Source organism: Rhizobium sp. SG_E_25_P2 (assembly GCF_029892285.1).
In the GTDB taxonomy this organism is placed as follows: domain Bacteria; phylum Pseudomonadota; class Alphaproteobacteria; order Rhizobiales; family Rhizobiaceae; genus Rhizobium_E.
In genome coordinates this window covers 107,106-121,824 of record NZ_JARXVM010000001.1, presented here as the reverse complement: position 1 = coordinate 121,824, position 14,719 = coordinate 107,106, and the positions used below count along the sequence as shown (strand labels likewise).

At 61.9% G+C, this 14,719-nt stretch carries 13 protein-coding genes; 5 read left to right on the top strand and 8 right to left on the bottom strand.

Annotation, left to right across the window (positions count from 1 at the left end; genetic code table 11):
* Nucleotides 1–7 precede the first annotated feature (7 nt).
* From M2360_RS00540 to M2360_RS00525, 4 genes are all read right to left on the bottom strand, one after another.
* Complete coding sequence (locus tag M2360_RS00540) at nucleotides 8–1,540, bottom strand: inorganic phosphate transporter (RefSeq protein ID WP_280772418.1); 1,533 nt, start codon at nucleotides 1,538–1,540, stop codon at nucleotides 8–10.
* A 72-nt stretch (nucleotides 1,541–1,612) separates the two neighbouring features.
* The gene (locus tag M2360_RS00535) at nucleotides 1,613–2,089 is read right to left on the bottom strand and encodes an NUDIX hydrolase (protein ID WP_280772417.1); all 477 of its coding nucleotides are present in this window, start codon (nucleotides 2,087–2,089) and stop codon (nucleotides 1,613–1,615) included.
* Between the two features lie 241 nt (nucleotides 2,090–2,330).
* Complete coding sequence (locus M2360_RS00530) at nucleotides 2,331–3,467, bottom strand: alpha-hydroxy acid oxidase (RefSeq protein ID WP_280773049.1); 1,137 nt, start codon at nucleotides 3,465–3,467, stop codon at nucleotides 2,331–2,333.
* Between the two features lie 2 nt (nucleotides 3,468–3,469).
* Nucleotides 3,470–4,282, bottom strand: a complete 813-nt coding sequence (locus tag M2360_RS00525; RefSeq protein WP_280772416.1) for a FadR/GntR family transcriptional regulator — start codon at nucleotides 4,280–4,282, stop codon at nucleotides 3,470–3,472.
* A gap of 164 nt (nucleotides 4,283–4,446) precedes the next feature.
* Here M2360_RS00525 and M2360_RS00520 point away from each other — a divergent pair, with 164 nt between their 5' ends.
* Both M2360_RS00520 and M2360_RS00515 read left to right on the top strand, forming a co-directional pair.
* Complete coding sequence (locus tag M2360_RS00520; protein ID WP_280772415.1) at nucleotides 4,447–5,715, top strand: DUF3422 family protein; 1,269 nt, start codon at nucleotides 4,447–4,449, stop codon at nucleotides 5,713–5,715.
* Nucleotides 5,716–5,724: 9 nt separating this feature from the next.
* Nucleotides 5,725–7,149 carry a DUF6880 family protein gene (locus tag M2360_RS00515; protein WP_280772414.1) on the top strand — a complete coding sequence of 475 codons (1,425 nt, stop codon included), beginning with the start codon at nucleotides 5,725–5,727 and terminating at the stop codon, nucleotides 7,147–7,149.
* Here M2360_RS00515 and M2360_RS00510 read toward each other — a convergent pair.
* Nucleotides 7,125–8,030, bottom strand: coding sequence for a LysR family transcriptional regulator (locus M2360_RS00510; protein WP_280772413.1), 906 nt, complete (start codon nucleotides 8,028–8,030; stop codon nucleotides 7,125–7,127). The two genes, M2360_RS00515 and M2360_RS00510, sit on opposite strands and share 25 nt — an antisense overlap.
* A gap of 160 nt (nucleotides 8,031–8,190) precedes the next feature.
* Here M2360_RS00510 and M2360_RS00505 point away from each other — a divergent pair, with 160 nt between their 5' ends.
* Genes M2360_RS00505 through glcF form a run of 3 tightly spaced genes read left to right on the top strand, consistent with a single transcriptional unit; the run spans nucleotide 8,191 to nucleotide 12,148 of the window.
* On the top strand, nucleotides 8,191–9,624 hold the full coding sequence (locus tag M2360_RS00505) for an FAD-linked oxidase C-terminal domain-containing protein (protein ID WP_280772412.1): 1,434 nt from the start codon (nucleotides 8,191–8,193) through the stop codon (nucleotides 9,622–9,624).
* Nucleotides 9,621–10,850, top strand: a complete 1,230-nt coding sequence (glcE, locus tag M2360_RS00500) for a glycolate oxidase subunit GlcE (RefSeq protein WP_280772411.1) — start codon at nucleotides 9,621–9,623, stop codon at nucleotides 10,848–10,850. The genes M2360_RS00505 and glcE overlap by 4 nt, the downstream gene beginning before the upstream one ends.
* Complete coding sequence (glcF, locus tag M2360_RS00495) at nucleotides 10,850–12,148, top strand: glycolate oxidase subunit GlcF (protein WP_280772410.1); 1,299 nt, start codon at nucleotides 10,850–10,852, stop codon at nucleotides 12,146–12,148. The genes glcE and glcF overlap by 1 nt, the downstream gene beginning before the upstream one ends.
* Nucleotides 12,149–12,159: 11 nt before the next feature.
* Here the strand turns inward: glcF and M2360_RS00490 are convergent, their stop codons facing one another.
* The 3 genes from M2360_RS00490 to M2360_RS00480 all read right to left on the bottom strand — a co-directional run bounded on the left by M2360_RS00490 (nucleotide 12,160) and on the right by M2360_RS00480 (nucleotide 14,554).
* Nucleotides 12,160–12,825, bottom strand: a complete 666-nt coding sequence (locus tag M2360_RS00490; protein WP_280772409.1) for an outer membrane beta-barrel protein — start codon at nucleotides 12,823–12,825, stop codon at nucleotides 12,160–12,162.
* A gap of 155 nt (nucleotides 12,826–12,980) precedes the next feature.
* The gene (locus tag M2360_RS00485) at nucleotides 12,981–13,685 is read right to left on the bottom strand and encodes a L,D-transpeptidase (protein WP_280772408.1); all 705 of its coding nucleotides are present in this window, start codon (nucleotides 13,683–13,685) and stop codon (nucleotides 12,981–12,983) included.
* A gap of 119 nt (nucleotides 13,686–13,804) precedes the next feature.
* Entirely contained in the window at nucleotides 13,805–14,554 is a 750-nt protein-coding gene (locus tag M2360_RS00480) for a L,D-transpeptidase (RefSeq protein ID WP_280772407.1), read from the bottom strand.
* Nucleotides 14,555–14,719 lie beyond the last annotated feature (165 nt).

Genomic DNA, 14,719 nt, shown 5'->3' with positions numbered 1-14,719 from the left:
CGAAGCCTCACTGGACAAATCTATGGAGGGCGGTGGCGATTCCGGCTGCGAGCGCTCCGGAAACGGGGGCCGTCACCACCCATGCGGCAAGGATGGACAACAGATAGGACCGGCGCACCAGATAGCGGTAAGTGTTGTCCACAGCCTGTGTCGCCGCCTTCGACGCATCCCGCGACGCCATGAGTTCGCGCGCTGCTTTTTTGTCTCCCTTCAGCGCCTTGGCTTCGATATAGAGCCGTCGCTGCGAGGAATGCGCCACATGCCATTCGCGAAACAGGCCGACCCCGAAGACGGAGCCGACGGCGATATGCGTCGAGCTGACGGGAAGACCGAGCGCGGACGCGACGATGACCGTCAGCGCCGCCGACAGCGCGACGCAAAAGGCCCTGATCGGATTGAGCTTGGTGATCTGGCTGCCGACAATGCGGATAAGGCGGGGCCCAAACAGCAGCAGCCCGATGGAGATGCCGAAGGCGCCGAGCGCCATCACCCAGAAAGGCGCATCCTGATTGGCTGTCACGGACTGGATGCCTGACGCCTCGACCACCGCGAAAAGCGGCCCGATGGCATTGGAAACGTCATTGGCGCCATGGGCGAAGGACAGCAACGCCGCCGAAAAGACCAGTGGCGTACGAAATAGCGACTTGATCGATGGATCTGCCGCATCGAGCGCGGCGGATTGACGGGCGACCGCGCGCCGAAAGGGGATGTAGCCGATCAGGCCGATCACGGTTCCGATGGCGATAGCCTGCCAGGCGGTGAGGTCGATTCCGCCGTCAAAGCCGAGCAGCAGCAGATAGCTCACGAAAGCGCCGCTCATCACCGCGAGCAGGAACGGCACCCAGCGCATCGCCGCGCCGAGTCGATCCTGCGCATAAAGAATGGCGGTCTGGATGAACCACAAAAAGGCTATGGCAATAATCCCCCCGGCAATCGGGGAAAACAGCCATCCCGCAGAAATTTCCGCAAGCTGCGTCCAATCCACCGCGCCTGCGCCCGCGATTGCTGCGCCCGCGCCCATGATGCCGCCGACGATGGAATGAGTGGTGGACACCGGCGCGTTCAGCCATGTGGCGATGTTGATCCAGGCGGCTGCAGCGAAGAGCGCACTGACCATGATGACGATGATCATGTCCGGGTCGGGCGTCAGCCGCGTGTTGATGATGCCATCCTTGATCGTCGCCACCACCCGGTCGCCGGCGAGGAAAGCGCCGGCAATTTCGCAAAGGGCCGCCAGTATGAGAGCGTTCCGTAGCGAAATCGCCCTCGCGCCGACAGCCGCTCCGACATTATTCGTTACGTCATTGGCGCCGATATTCATGGCCATATAGGCCGCCATAACCGACGCGACCGCAATAAACAGCATGCCGCCGCTGCTCGCGGACATGGTGATAGCGGCGCTGGCCGCACAGATGATGAAGACGAGGGCGAATGCAGGCGCTGCGGCGCGGTTCATCACGAATTGCGCGGCGCTCTCCATCATGCCGATCTTGTGGAGATCCTTGTCGAGCGTCGGCTCGGTATAGGGTGATTTCGCCATCCCAGATGCCCTGAAGCTTGATCATGCCCGGATGCCGACAATGCGTCACCGCGCTTGCGTGATGATGACCTCTCAGGCCGAGGGTGGGCGGGATGCGGCAAAACGCAGGATGAGATCCTTGAGTTCGGGCTCCGCCACGCGGGTCGCGGCTTCGGACGGGGAGACCCATTCAAGCTGGCGTTTGCCCTTCTCCTTGAAACTGTCGACAAAGCCGGTCACCCGCATCGGATAGACCTCTACGCCGCAGGGCACCGAAAAGTCGTCCTGCATGCGTTTTTGATAGCTGTAGACCCCAAGCGGGACGCTGCTGGCGTCGCCGGTCACGCCCGCTTCCTCAAGCGCTTCCTGTCTGGCCACGTCTTGGCCGGCCTTTGCGCCCATTGGCCAACCTTTGGGGATGACCCACCGCCCCGTATCTCGGCTTGTCAGAAGCAGAATTTCAAGCTCGCCGCCCGGCGTATCGCGATAGCAAAGCGCGGCATATTGCCGGCGCTGCGGACGGCGAAGCATGAGTTGCATCGACTGGGCGATGCCTGACAGGATCGTCAACGGATGGGAACCTCCAGTTCGAATCGGTAAAGACATTGGAAACAGCTTAACAGCGTTTCGTCAAACATTGGCGACGTAGGTCGACATAGGTATGTTCTGAAAACGCTGTTTCACAGATTTTTTTGTCTGTAATGGTCAAACCGGTGCTACGGAACCACGAAGGCAATATTATGTTCCCGCGGCGTGAAGGCGATTGCCGGCTTCATCTTATGATGCCGGCATTTGATTTGTAATAAATGTTTCAGGCTGCCAGGACGCTGCGATCGAGTTCCGACACCTGCCGCTTTCCGCAGAGCGCCATGGTCACGTCCATCTCTTTGTGCAGAATGTCGAGCACGCGGCGCACGCCGGCCCGACCGCCCGCGCCCAAGCCATAGAGGAAGGGGCGGCCGATATAGACGCCGCGGGCGCCGAGCGCCACGGCCTTCAGCACGTCCTGGCCAGAGCGCACGCCGCCATCCATATGCACTTCGATCCTGTCGCCGACGGCGTCGACGATGCGCGGCAGCATGGCGATGGAGGAATGCGCGCCGTCGAGCTGACGGCCGCCGTGGTTGGAAACAATCAAGGCGTCAGCGCCCGAATCGGCGGCGGCGCGGGCGTCTTCCTCATCCAGGATGCCCTTGAGGATCAGCTTGCCGCCCCACTTTTCCTTGATCCAGGCCACATCCTTCCAGGATAAGCGCGGATCGAACTGTTCCGCCGTCCAGGACGACAGGGACGAAAGGTCGGAGACATTCTTGGCGTGGCCGGCGATATTGCGGAAAGTCCGACGCTGGGTTTTCAGCATGTCCAGGCACCAGAACGGCCGTGTGGCCATTTGATAGATATGCTTCGGTGTGAATTTCGGCGGCGCGGACAGGCCGTTGCGCAGGTCCTTATGGCGCTGGCCGAGAATCTGCAGATCGAGCGTCAGCACCAGCGCCGAGCATTTAGCGGCCTTGGCGCGGTTGATCAGGTTTTCCACGAATTCACGGTCGCGCATCACATAGAGCTGAAACCAGAAAGGTTTGGTGGTGACCGAGGCGACATCCTCGATCGAGCAGATCGACATGGTCGACAGCGTAAACGGCACGCCGAATTCTTCCGCCGCCTGCGCCGCCAGCATTTCGCCATCGGCATGCTGCATGCCGGTCAGCCCTGTGGGCGCGAGCGCCACCGGCATCTTGACCTTGTGGCCGATCATGGTGGTTTCGAGCGATCGGCCGGTCATGTCGACCAGCACGCGCTGCCGGAGCTTGATCTTCTCGAAGTCGCTCTCATTGGCGCGATAGGTGCCTTCGGTCCAGGCGCCGCTGTCGGCATAGTCGAAAAACATCTTCGGCACGCGCCGACGCGCCTTTTCCTTCATCTCGGCGATGGTGAGGATCTTGTCGATGCTCATGCGATTTTTCCTTTTGCAGGGCGGGGAGCCGCCTTGGCGGCGGCGCGTTGGGAATTTCTCATCTCCGCGATGCGCTGGCGCTCATGGGCGCGGGCGGCTTCAGAGGCGGTCTCCGCCACGTAATCGATATGCTCCTCGGCGGCCTTGCGCGCGGCGCTGGCGTCGCCGGACACTATGGCGTCGACGAGGATGCGGTGCTGGCGGAACAGTTTTTCGCGCGCCGCGGCTTGGTCGAAGATCAGCCGGCGATGATGGAAAATGCCAAGGCTCAACAGCCTGTAACAGGCGCGCAGCGTATGCATGAGGATGATATTGTGCGCCGCCTCGCCGATGGCATGATGCAGTTCGATGTCGCGTTCGGCCTCGGCCTGAAAATCCCCGTCCGCATGCGCTTTTTCCATGCCGTCGAGAATGGCGGAGAGACGCGCTTTATCCGCCTCGCTCGCCCGCTTGGCCGCGAGCTCGGCGGCATGTCCCTCGAGCATCCGGCGATATTCGAGATAGTCGCGCGTCGGCCGCTCGTGCCGGGCGATGAGTTCGGAGACAGCAGGCGAAAAGATCTGGCCGATGAGATCGGCGACATAGGTGCCGCCGCCATGACGGCTGACCAGCAATCCCCGTTCTTCCAGTGTCTTCAACGCTTCCCGCAACACCGGCCGCGAGATTTCTAGACGCTCTGAAAGTTCCCGTTCCCCCGGCAGTCGATCGCCGCTCGACAGGACGCCGTCCAGCAACAACAGTTCGATCTGCCGCACGGCTTCATCTGCCGTGTTGCGATGATCGATCGATGTGAAGATCTCGTCCTGCATGCTCATTCCTCAGATGCATCAGGCCTAGCAGCTTTTCTGAAGAGTGGTCAAATTAATTATCCACTTTAAAGGTGGTCGTCTGCCGGATTGTCGCAGCGGGCCTGCCGCGATTGACAAAGCGCATGAGGGCAGGGGAAGGATGAGAGCAGCAGGGGAGACATAGGATGGGCAGCGGGGCGTTCACCTTTCCACAGGCGCCGGACCGGGCGCGGGCTCTGGGTGAGATTCACGCCCGGCCCTATGTGCTCGTGCCGTCGCCGCGCATCATCGTGCAACTGGCCTTCATGCTGGATGGCGGCTCGGGCGTCGATCACGCCGTGATGGCGGATCTTTCACGCCAGCGCGGACTGACGCCTCCCGGTCGCGATGCGCGTCACCACGCCATGCCCTGGGGGCCGGGTACGCTGCGTTGGGAGCAGCATACGGAATTTTCCACCTGGTTCTGGGATGGGCCGCTGCCGGACAGGTTCGGCGGCGACATTCTCGGCCATCCCTTCGGTGACGGCTTTCGCCCGCCCGGTTCGCTGATCTCCGGCATCCGGCTTGAGATCCGCTCGGAGGGACCCGAGACCGATGCGGCGATCGCCAGTTTCGATCCCGCGAGCCTCTGTCATAGCGAGGTCAAGACCGGGCAGGCGGCGATCTACACCGATTTCCGCCAGAACGGCGATGGCCTGACGATGATCCTGCTCGTCGATCGCGGCTTGACCCGCGCTGGCGTCGGCGCGCTCGCCCAGCGACTTCTCGACATCGAGACATACCGGACGCTCGCCATGCTCGGCCTGCCGCTCGCCCAGACGCTGTCGCCGGAGATCCGCCGCATTGAGGACGGACTGACCGCCGTTACGCAGACCATGAAATCGGGCGCAGGCGCAGGCTCAGACGCCGCGCTGGGCGAAATCACCAAGCTGGCTGCTGACCTTGAGGCCAATGCGGCGCTGTCGCTCTATCGCTTCGGCGCGTCGCGCGCCTATTACGGCATCGTGCAGGAACGTATCCGCATGCTGGCGGAAACGGCGACCCCGGGCTCTGAAACGCTTGGCTTCTTTCTCGAGCGACGCCTGGCGCCTGCCATGCGCACCTGCCAGTCTGTGGAGGAGCGGCAGGCCAACCTGTCGCGCAAACTCTCCCGCGCCACCGGCCTCGTGCGCTCCTGGATCGATGTCGAGCTTGAACGGCAGAACGCCGATCTCCTGTCAGCGATGAACCGCCGCGCCGAATTGCAGCTGCGCCTGCAACAGACGGTCGAAGGGCTTTCGGTTGCGGCCATCTCCTATTATATCGTCGGTCTCTTCGGTTACGTCGCCAAGGCGCTTGGGCATGATCTCCTGCCCATCGATGCGAGCGTGCTGACGGGGTTGTTCGTCCCTGTCGCCATCGTCTCGGTCTGGCTTGTGGTGCGGCGGATCCGATCGAAACACGGGGATGGATAGGCGAGATGCATGGCGCGACAGGCGAAGCTGGACAAGAAGGGCCTTTCGTCCCTTGGCCTCGACAAGCTCGTTGATATTCTTCTGGAGGAAGCGGGCTCCAACAAGGCGCTGAAGGCGCGGCTGCAGGCCGCGCTTGCCGGCACGTCGGGGCCAGAGGAAATCGCTGCGCTGATCGACAAGCGCCTGACGGCGCTGGAAACGGCCAAGACCTCGATCAACAGCGCCCGCGCCAAGGATCTTGGGGTCGAGATCGCCGGCCTCATCCGCAACGTCCAGTCCGAACTCGCCGCGCTCGATCCCAGGGCCGCGACAGAGCGCATGTTTCGAATTATGGGCTTGAGGACAAGCATCGAGCGTCGGCTCCGTTCCGATAGCGCGCGGCTGATGAAGATCATTGCGGAAGCGGAGGCGGCGGCGCGCGATCTGGTCCTTAACCTGCCGGAGAAGGACCAGATCGCTCTGGTCCCCTTGATCGAGCGAGAGCGCAAGCGGGACCGGTATCACGAGCGCGCCGGCCTGTTCGAATCCATTCTGGTGGGGCTTTCGCAACCGGCATCCGACGCCTGGGAGCAGGTGTTGCTCAAGGAGATTTCCGGCAAGGAGCCCGGCCTCATGTTGCCGCGCCTGTTGCAGCAGCTGTATCGCGCTCGTGGCGACGCCGACAATTACATCCGGCTGGAGGCCATAAAACCCGATCGCTATCAGGACCCCTACAGCACCGCGCTGATGCTGCATGAGGCCAAGCGCCACGAGGAGGCGCTGACCTGGGCCCGCAAGATCATCAAGGGTCCCAGGCTGATCTATGCCGAGGGCGAATTCCATCAGGTGGCCGGCAATCATCAATTGCGGGAGCTTCGCCTGCTGGAAGCCGACATTCTCGATGGCCTCAAGCGCAAGGACGAAGCGCGCGAGGCGCGATGGAAATTCTTCCTCGAAAGCTTCGACGCCGACATGCTGCGCCGGCACATCGCCAAGCTCGACGATTTCGATGAATTCGACGAAATGGACAGGGCGCTGAAGTTGGTGGCGTCCAGCGATCGCATCTATGACGCGCTCCGCTTCTATCTCGATTGGCCGCGCATGGATCTCGCCGAACAGCATGTGCTGCGGCATAGGAGCGCCTGGGATGGGCGTCGCGAACGCGCGCTCGAACCCGCCGCCGAACAACTGGGCGAAAGCTCGCCTCTGGCCGCCACCATACTCTACCGGGCGCTCATCACCAGCGTGCTCGATCGTTCGCTGATGGATTCTTATGCCGACGCCGCGATGTGGACGCTGAGCCTCGATATATTCGACGAGAAACTTCCAGCGAATGCGCCGGTTGTCAGCCATGACGACTTCATGGATGCGCTGGAGACCAAGCACGCACGCAAATACGGCTATTGGCGCCTGTTGAGCGATGCGCGACTCTATAGCGAGGATTTGTCCCAGTAAGGCTGTGGGCCATAGAGATCCGCGAGGAAATCGATGAAAGCGCGCACCTTGGCTGGCAGATGCTGGCGTGACGGATAGACCGCATAGAGGCCGACATCCGACGATCCCTCCCAATCCGGCAAGACCTGAACAAGTCTGCCGGCGCGCACATCGGGCCCGACATCCCAGGTGGACCGAAAAGCGATGCCCAAACCCGACAGCACCGCCTCGCGCACCACTTCGCTGGAATTGGTGGACAGAGGCCCGACGGGCCTGAGCGCCACAGGCCCATTCGGCCCGCTCAGATGCCAGTAGGCATTGTTGTGGGCGGGAATACAGACATGCTGTTCCAGATCCTCAATCGCCGCCGGCGTCCCATGGCGCTCAACATAGTCTGGCGTGGCGCAGAGGATGCGCCTGACAGCCGCGAGCTTGCGGGCGACCAGGCTCGAACTCGGCAATTCGCCGATGCGGATAGCGAGATCGAAGCCTTCTGCGACGAGATCCTGAAAGGCGTCGGTCAGCGTCAGTTGCAGTTCGACGTCAGGATAGAGCGAGAAGAAGCGGGTGAGATAAGGCGCGATATGCATGCGGCCGAAGGACGTCGGCGCAGAAACGCGCAGACGTCCTGTCACGGCGCTCGACCGTCCGGCGAGAAAGGCCTCCGCCTCCTCCAGCCCGGCCAGCGCCGCAAGCACCCGCTCATGAAAACCTTCCCCTGCCTCGGTCAGTGAAATCTGACGCGTGGTGCGATGAAACAGCCGCGACCCCAGCCGCTCTTCCAGCCGCTTGATGCGCTTGGAGATAACAGGCGTCTGCAATCCGAGCTCGCGGGCGGCCTCCGACATCGAGCCAGAGGCGACGACGCGCGTGAAGATTTCGAGATCGCCGAGATTGGTCATGACATTCTCCCCAAGTCGGCCATAGTTTAAGCCGATTGTTTCCCGTTGAGGCAAGAGAGCATTGTCGTGGATTGGACCAAGGTCTGGTCGATTGCGACGATGAAGCAGTTGACGCGCCCGATGGGATCGGGACACTGGCGCAACAAGGGGAGGTCTGACCATGACATCGCTCGCATTTCTGCCGCCGGATCCGGCGGTGCTGTCCAAACGCGACATGATCGTCGCCGACCTCAAGGATCTCATCGGCAAGGATTGCATCCTCTCCGATCCGCGCGAGCTGACTCCCTTCGAGACCGACGGCTTCATCGCCTGCCGCAATCTGCCGCTTGCCGTGGCCTTGCCGCGCAGCACGGAAGATGTCGCTGCGCTGATGAAATATTGCGCGCGCTATTCCGTGCCGGTGGTGCCGCGCGGGGCGGGAACCTCGCTGTCGGGCGGCGCCATTCCGCAGCAGGATGCGGTGGTCGTCGCGCTCACCCGCATGAACCGCATTCTGGAGGTGGATCTGCCCAATCGCTGCGCCCGCGTGCAGGCCGGCGTTACCAATCTGTCGATTTCCGATGCGGTCGGCGGCGATGGCTTTTTTTATGCGCCCGATCCGAGTTCGCAGCTCGCCTGCACCATCGGCGGCAATATCGGCATGAATTCCGGCGGCGCCCACTGCCTGAAATATGGCGTGACAACCAACAATCTCCTCGGCGTCAGGGTCGTGCTGTTCGACGGAACGGTGATCGAACTCGGTGGCAAGGCGCTCGATGCGGGCGGTCTCGATCTCATCGGCCTGGTCTGCGGCTCCGAGGGGCAGTTGGGCATCGTTACCGAAGCGACGGTGCGGCTGCTCGCCAAGCCGGAAGGCGCGCGTCCGGTGCTGTTCGGCTTTCCGAGCGCGGAGGAGGCGACGGCCTGCGTCTCTGACATCATCGGCGCGGGCGTGATCCCCGTCGCGATCGAATTCATGGACAAGCCGGCGATCGAGATCTGCGAAGCTTTCGCTAAGGCCGGCTATCCCATGGATGTCGATGCGCTGCTGATCGTCGAGGTCGAGGGCTCCGAGACCGAGATGGATGCGATGCTGAAAAGCATCATAGACATCGCCCGCCGCCACGGCGTCAAGACCGTCAAGGAGAGCCAATCGGCGATGGAGGCCGCGGCGATCTGGAAAGGCCGCAAATCCGCTTTCGGCGCCACGGGCCGCATCGCCGATTACATCTGCATGGACGGCACCGTGCCGCTGTCGGAACTCACCAATGTGCTCAAGGGCACCTATGACATCTGCGCCCGCTATGGCCTGCGCGTCGCCAATGTCTTCCATGCCGGTGACGGCAACATGCATCCGCTGATCCTTTACAACATCAACGACCCCGAAGAGGCGGCCAAAGCCGAAGCCGCCGGCAACGACATTCTTCGCCTCTGCGTTGATCACGGCGGCTGCCTGACTGGCGAGCATGGCGTCGGCGTCGAAAAGCGCGATCTGATGCGGCATCAATATGCAGAGGCCGATCTGGTCCAGCAGATGCGCACCCGCGACGCCTTTGATCCGCAATGGCTGATGAACCCCTCCAAAGTGTTTCCCCTCGAAGGACGGCAGCGATGACGCGCCTTGAACCTCGCCACGAAATCGAATGCGTCGAGACTGTTCGCGCCTGCCTCGCCGGCAAGACGACAGTGGAGATCACCGGCGGCGGAACCAAGCGCGGCATCGGCCATCGCGTTCAAGCCGACGCGACGCTCTCCATGCGCGGCATGACCGGCATTCTGTCTTACAATCCCGCCGAGATGGTGATGACCGCCAAGGCGGGAACGCCGCTTGCGGAGATCGAGGCGGCGCTTGCGGACAAAGGCCAGATGCTGGCCTTCGAGCCGCCGGATTACCGGGCGCTTTTGGGGTCTTCAGGCGAGCCGACCATCGGCGGCCTGTTCGCTTGCAATCTCTCGGGTCCTCGTCGATTCCAGTCGGGCGCCGCGCGCGATCATCTTTTGGGGCTGCGCGTCGTCAATGGCCGCGGCGAAATCGTCCAGGCGGGCGGGCGGGTGATGAAGAATGTCACCGGCCTTGATCTCGTCAAACTGATGGCCGGCGCCTTCGGCACGCTCGGGCTGATGACCGAACTGACCTTCAAAGTGTTGCCTCGTCCCGAGACGAGCGCGAGTCTGATCCTCTCCGGACTCGACGATGAAGCTGCTTCCGCGGCGATGGCAAAGGCCATGGCCCTGCCGCTCGAAATTTCAGGCGCCGCTTACCTTCCGGAAAGCTGCAAGGGCAGATTTCTGACTGGCGCGCTGCCGGAAGGCGCAGCGGTGGCCCTCAGGCTCGAGGGGCTGGCTTTCTCGGTTTCCGAGAGAATGGCGAAACTCAAGGCTGCTTTCGAACGTCTCTGTCCTCTTTCCGAACTAGGTCGTGAGGAAAGCCAAGCCCTCTGGCGAGAAATCCGTGACATCAAGCCCTTTCATGCCGATGGCCTGGAGCGCCCGATCTGGAAAGTCTCGGTTGCGCCTATGGCCGGAGAAAAGCTCTTGTCGATGCTGCGGATGCAAACGGGCGTCGATGGCTATTACGATTGGCAGGGCGGTCTTGTCTGGTTGAGAATGGAGGCCGAGCCCGAAGCGGATTTGTTGCGCGCCGGCATTAGCCATGTCGGCGGCGGGCATGCGACTTTGGTCCGGGCGACAGCCTCTCAACGTGACGCAATCCCGGTCTTCGAACCGCAGCCGCCGGCGCTTGCCGCTCTCACTGAGCGCGTGCGGACGAGCTTCGATCCCATGGGCCTCTTCAATCCCGGCCGCATGACCGGCCCAGCCGCCAGCGCGAGGGCCGCCTGATGCAGACTAATTTCTCTCTCGCCCAACTCGCCGATCCCAAGACGGCGGAGGCCGAGGCGATCCTGCGCAAATGCGTGCATTGCGGCTTCTGCACCGCCACCTGTCCGACCTATGTAACGCTCGGCAACGAACTCGACAGTCCGCGCGGGCGCATCTATCTGATCAAGGACATGCTGGAGAACGACCGGCAGGCAGATGAGACGGTAGCGACCCATGTCGATCGCTGTCTCTCTTGTCTTGCCTGCACCACCACCTGTCCGTCAGGCGTGGATTACATGCATCTCATCGACCATGCCCGCGTGCATGTCGAAAAGACCTATAGACGCCCGCTGATGACGCGCCTGCAACGGGCGGTTCTCGCCTGGCTGATGCCATCGCCAAGATTGTTCCGCAGCGCCATGACGGCGGCGAAACTGGCAAAGCCCTTTGCGGGCGTGATGAAGCGCGTTCCGGCCCTGCGCCCCTTCGGCGCAATGCTCGATCTTGCGCCCGCAAGCCTTCCTGCGCCATCACCTTATGCTGTGCCTGGACGATTTGCAGCTGAAGGCGAGAAGCGGAAGCGGGTCGCGCTTTTGACCGGCTGCGTCCAATCCGTGATGGATCCCGGGATCAACAAGGCGGCGATCGAACTGATGACGCGTTTCGGCGTCGAGGTCGTGCTGCCGAAAGGGGAGGGCTGCTGCGGCTCGCTTCGCCACCATATGGGCCATGAGGAGCCGGCGCTGGCCTCGGCTCGCCGCAATATCGACGCCTGGATCGCCGAGATGGATGGCGATGGCCTTGATGCGATCGTGATCACCGGTTCGGGCTGCGGCACGACCATCAAGGATTACGGCCATATGCTCAAATCCGATCCCGTCTATGCCGCCAAGGCCAGCCGCGTGGCGGCGCTCGCGCGCGATGTGACCGAGATGCTCGATCTCCTCGACCTGCCGGAGTTGGAACAGCAGGGGACCCGCGTCGCCTATCACGCCGCCTGTTCGCTTCAACATGGCCAGAAGATCACGCTGCAGCCGAAGTCCCTCCTGCGTAAAGCAGGATTTACCGTTGTCGATCCCGCCGAGGGGCATCTCTGCTGCGGCTCCGCCGGCACCTACAACATGCTGCAGCCTGAGATCTCCTCCGCGCTGAAGGAGCGCAAGGTTCGCAATCTCAAAGCGGTGAAACCTGATGTGATCGCCGCCGGCAATCTCGGCTGCATCACCCAGATCGCCGACGCCGCGGGCGCGCCTATTGTCCACACGGTGCAACTGTTGAACTGGGCCTATGGCGGCGAAAAACCCGCCGCCCTTGGCTGAGCGCGCCGCCGTCAGAACCTATAGGACAGGCCGAAATTGACGGCGTTGCTCAGAATGTTGGTTTTGAGACCTGCGCCGGAATCGATGTCGACATCCACATGCGAATAATCGAATTTGTATTCCGTGAAGACGGAAATGCGCTCGGTGACCTTGTAATCCACTCCCGCCAGCGCCTGCGCCGTCATGCCGCCAAGCTGGTAATCCCATGTCTTGCCGGACGGCCTGATAACCTCGACATGCGGAATATTCACGCCCGCGCCCGCACCGATATAGGGCGTCCATGCGCGGCCTTTGTCCTGAAAGCGATAAAGCGCGTTCAGCGTCACCAGGTTCAGGCCATCGGTGAATTCGAGGTGGGTCCAGCCGGGCGTTTCGTCGCGCAGGGTCGATTTGCCGGCGTACACTTTCGTATGGCTGTAATCGAGGCTGACGCCGAACGCATCATAACCGAAATCGTCGAGCCAGTAAGTGCCGCGCACACCCCAATAAGGCGGGTTGGAAAAGGATTTTCCTTCCCAATCCGCCGAGAAATGCACGCCGTCGGTGGTGTCGACATCGCTGTCGGTCGCCGACTGCAATCCGCCGTAAACAGAAATCACAGGATCGGCCAAAGCCGGAGAAACCGACATTACGGTCGCGCCGACTGCGATCACCGCCATCATCGTCTTGTTCGCCATCGCCAATCCCTGCTTTGCCCGGCTTCACTTTCCCATGACGAAGAGGCTAGGACTGATTCGTGACAGACGATTGCGACAACAAGCTGGGTTTCCGTAAAAATTGTCGAACATCACGCGCGACTGACGCGCGTGATCATCCGGACGCGTCGCGCGTATCAGCCGCCGAAGGCTGCGAAGAGCTGGCGGAAATGATCGACGCCCTTATCGGCGAACTGCACTTTGCCCTGCTTGTTGCCGGGGCCGACGACGATGACCTTCGTGCCGATGGATGCGCGCGAATAGAGATGTTCGACATCCTTGTTCATCATGCGGATGCAGCCTGACGACATATTGAGGCCAATCGTCCAGGGCTGGTTGGTGCCGTGGATGCGGAAACCGGTGTCCGACTTGCCCTTGTAGAGATAGAGGGCGCGAGCGCCGAGCGGATTGTCGATGCCGCCGTCCTGATATTCGGGGAGAATATGGCCCTTTTTGCGCTCGCGCGCGATCATTTCCTTCGGCGGCACCCAGCGCGGCCATTCCGCCTTACGCTGCACCTTGACCACGCCCGACCAGCCGTAGCCTTCGCGGCCGACGCCAATGCCGTAGCGCGTCGCCTTGCCCTTGCTTTCGACGAGGTAGAGGAACTTGTTGTTGGTGTCGATAATGATCGTGCCCGGCTTTTCCGTGGTGTCGAGCTTGACGACGCGACGCTGGAATTTCTGCGCTGGCTGCTTCTGCACCGCGACAAGCTGCACGTCGCCGGTGGTCCGCGCCGGGGTCGCGCTCTGCGACAGGGTGAAGGCCTGCGCCGCGCCGGCGGTCAGGAATGCGGACATCGCCACGCCCATGGCGGCGGCGGTAAAGGTTCGGACGTTCATGGAAATTCCCCCGAAGTTTAGGATTTGTTAAGAAACTACCTGTTGCCGCGGCAAATTCAAGCGCTTCAGCCGCAGTCCGATCAGAACTACGGCTTCACGATGCCGTGAAAAGTCAGAGTTTACAAAACGATGACGCGTGTTCCGACCTTCACCCGCTCGTATAGGTCGACTACATCTTCGTTGCGCATGCGGATGCAGCCCGAGGACACGGCGTAGCCGATCGTCCAGGGCGCATTGGTGCCGTGGATGCGATACAGCGTCGAACCGAGATACATGGCGCGGGCGCCGAGCGGATTGGCTTCGCCGCCTTCCATGCTGACAGGCAGATAGTGGCCCTTGGCCGCCTCGCGCTCGATCATTTCCTTGGGCGGATGCCATTCCGGCCATTCCGCCTTACGGGTGATCTTGTGCTCGCCCGCCCATTCGAAACCGGGCTTTCCGACGCCGACGCCATAGCGGCGCGCCTGACCATTGCTCATGACCAGGTAGAGAAAGCGATTGTTGGTGTCGATGATGATCGTGCCAGGCTTGTACTTGGTTTCATAGGCCAGTGTTTGTGGCAGGAATTGCGGCTCGATGGCGTTCACGGCCGGACGCTCGGGATGATAGGCGGCCTGCTGCATCTGCGCCTGCGGTTCGACAGCCAATTGCCGCTTGAGCCTGCGCGGCTGGGTCATGCGCATCGGCTGACCCTGTTCCACGCGCCTCACCACCTGTCCGCGCACCGGACCGCCGAGCTGCATCATCCATTGGCCGGCGATGCCGGATTCGATGATGACGGGGCGAACCACCTTGTAGCGATCTTCGGCGATTACAGTGGAGGCGGCAAGGGAAAGCAATGCTGTCAGAAGCAATCTCGATCTGGTCATGAACGCGACTCGCGGAAAGGTTTGACGTATGGAGTTTCACCATCCGCCCCGCCGGCAAGCGAATGGTTAACGCCCGTTCATTCCAATTCGAACGAGGCCGGAAAGCTTTTGTCAGGGTTAGCGCCGGGTTTTGAAACATGGTTAGGCAATGCTAAACAGGCGGAT

What these genes read in the sequence shown, in the direction of transcription:
- M2360_RS00540 (WP_280772418.1), bottom strand. Translation starts at nt 1,540, where the DNA reads ATGGCGAAATCACCCTATACCGAGCCGACGCTCGACAAGGATCTCCAC.
- M2360_RS00525 (WP_280772416.1), bottom strand. Translation starts at nt 4,282, where the DNA reads ATGCAGGACGAGATCTTCACATCGATCGATCATCGCAACACGGCAGAT.
- M2360_RS00520 (WP_280772415.1), top strand. Translation starts at nt 4,447, where the DNA reads ATGGGCAGCGGGGCGTTCACCTTTCCACAGGCGCCGGACCGGGCGCGG.
- M2360_RS00515 (WP_280772414.1), top strand. Translation starts at nt 5,725, where the DNA reads ATGGCGCGACAGGCGAAGCTGGACAAGAAGGGCCTTTCGTCCCTTGGC.
- M2360_RS00510 (WP_280772413.1), bottom strand. Translation starts at nt 8,030, where the DNA reads ATGACCAATCTCGGCGATCTCGAAATCTTCACGCGCGTCGTCGCCTCT.
- M2360_RS00505 (WP_280772412.1), top strand. Translation starts at nt 8,191, where the DNA reads ATGACATCGCTCGCATTTCTGCCGCCGGATCCGGCGGTGCTGTCCAAA.
- glcE (WP_280772411.1), top strand. Translation starts at nt 9,621, where the DNA reads ATGACGCGCCTTGAACCTCGCCACGAAATCGAATGCGTCGAGACTGTT.
- glcF (WP_280772410.1), top strand. Translation starts at nt 10,850, where the DNA reads ATGCAGACTAATTTCTCTCTCGCCCAACTCGCCGATCCCAAGACGGCG.
- M2360_RS00490 (WP_280772409.1), bottom strand. Translation starts at nt 12,825, where the DNA reads ATGGCGAACAAGACGATGATGGCGGTGATCGCAGTCGGCGCGACCGTA.
- M2360_RS00485 (WP_280772408.1), bottom strand. Translation starts at nt 13,685, where the DNA reads ATGAACGTCCGAACCTTTACCGCCGCCGCCATGGGCGTGGCGATGTCC.
- M2360_RS00480 (WP_280772407.1), bottom strand. Translation starts at nt 14,554, where the DNA reads ATGACCAGATCGAGATTGCTTCTGACAGCATTGCTTTCCCTTGCCGCC.